This is a genomic window from Streptococcus mitis (assembly GCF_001579045.1).
Taxonomy (GTDB): Bacteria; Bacillota; Bacilli; order Lactobacillales; family Streptococcaceae; genus Streptococcus; species Streptococcus mitis_D.
Map to the genome: position 1 here is coordinate 1 of NZ_KQ970268.1, position 1,532 is coordinate 1,532.

Annotated in this window: 1 protein-coding gene; it reads left to right on the forward strand. The window is 37.5% G+C overall.

The genetic code is table 11. The annotated features are described in order from the left end of the window. On the forward strand, positions 1 to 1,457 hold a 1,457-nt coding region (locus SMIDD28_RS10650), incomplete at its 5' end, for an IS1182 family transposase (protein WP_416069027.1). Between the last annotated feature and the right edge of the window lie 75 nt (positions 1,458 to 1,532).

The following is a 1,532-nucleotide window of genomic DNA, read 5'->3' on the forward strand; positions in this document are numbered from 1 at the left end:
TGCTTGATAATCAGTTAACTATGGATGTCAGTCCTTATTCTAGTTTGTATGATATCGTGGTTCCTAAAACCCACTTTTTACGTCAGCTAACTGAACTCTGTGATTTTAGCTTTATTTATGATGAACTAGAAAAGAATTATCGTCCCGATTTTGGGCGTAAAGCTTATTCACCGATTATGATGTTCAAATATCTCTTGTTAAAAGATATTTATAAGTTATCAGATGTAGATGTGGTAGGACGTTCCTTGTCAGATATGGCCTTTAAATTTTTTCTTGGTCTAGCTCCTGAAGATTCTGTTATCGAGCCATCCTCTCTGACAAAATTTAGAAAGCTAAGAATTAAAGATGATAAACTGCTTGATGTATTGATTCAGAAGTCTGTTCAAATTGCACTCGAACATAACTTGATTAAGAGTAAAATCCTCATTGTGGATGCCACTCACACCAAATCTCATTATAATCATAAGAAACCCCAAGAAATCCTTAGAGAGCGTTCAAAAGCTTTACGTAAAACAATTTATCAACATTCAGAAGATATCAAAATAGAATTTCCAAAGAAACCTCAAGAAGATAACCTCGAAGCAGAGTTGACCTATACAGAGGAGTTAATGGCTGTGGTTGAAAAACACGAGGAACTCTTAGCCCTACCGGCTGTTTCTCAAAAGTTCAATTACCTAAAAGAAGCTGTCGAGGACGACTTAGAACATTTGGAAGCTTCTGTTAAGGAGGAGGCTAGGCTCGGACATAAGACAGCCGACAGCTCTTTCTATGGATATAAAAGTCATATCGCTATGACGGATGAACGGATTATCACTGCTTGTGTGGTCACTTCTGGCGAACAAAGCGATGGGAAATATTTACCTGAATTATATGCCAAAACAAAAGAAAATAGTCTGGACATCGAGACTATTATTGGTGATGCGGCTTATTCAGGAAAGGACAACATTCAACTAGCTCGCAAAGAAAAGATTCATTTGGTTTCAAAACTGAATCCTTCTGTTTCAAAAGGTTACCGTAAAGAAGAGGATGCGTTTGAATTTAATAAAGATGCAGGGCTATTTGTCTGTCCAGAAGGACACATGGCTGTTCGCAAAGCAAGGACAGGGAAAAAATATCAAAATAAGAATCAAGTTGTCACTCATTACTTTGACATTGAGAAGTGCAAGAGTTGCCTTTCCAAGGAAGGATGTTATAAGGAGGGGGCAAAGTCTAAAACTTATTCAATAGCCATTAAGAGTGACGACCATCTTTTCCAGAAGAAATTTCAGGAAACACCTTATTTTAAAGAAATGGCCAGACATCGCTATAAAATCGAAGCAAAGAATGCCGAACTAAAACAGAGACATGGCTTTGATGTCGCGAGAGCATCGGGTCTTTTCAGCATGGAGTTACAGGCAGCCACAACCATCTTCGTGGTCAATATGAAACGAATTATGACCTTAATAAATACAAAATAACCGAGGAACTCGCTCAAATTAACGAGAGATTCCTCGGTTTTCATTTCATTAAAAGTAAGAGACCTATTTTTTCAG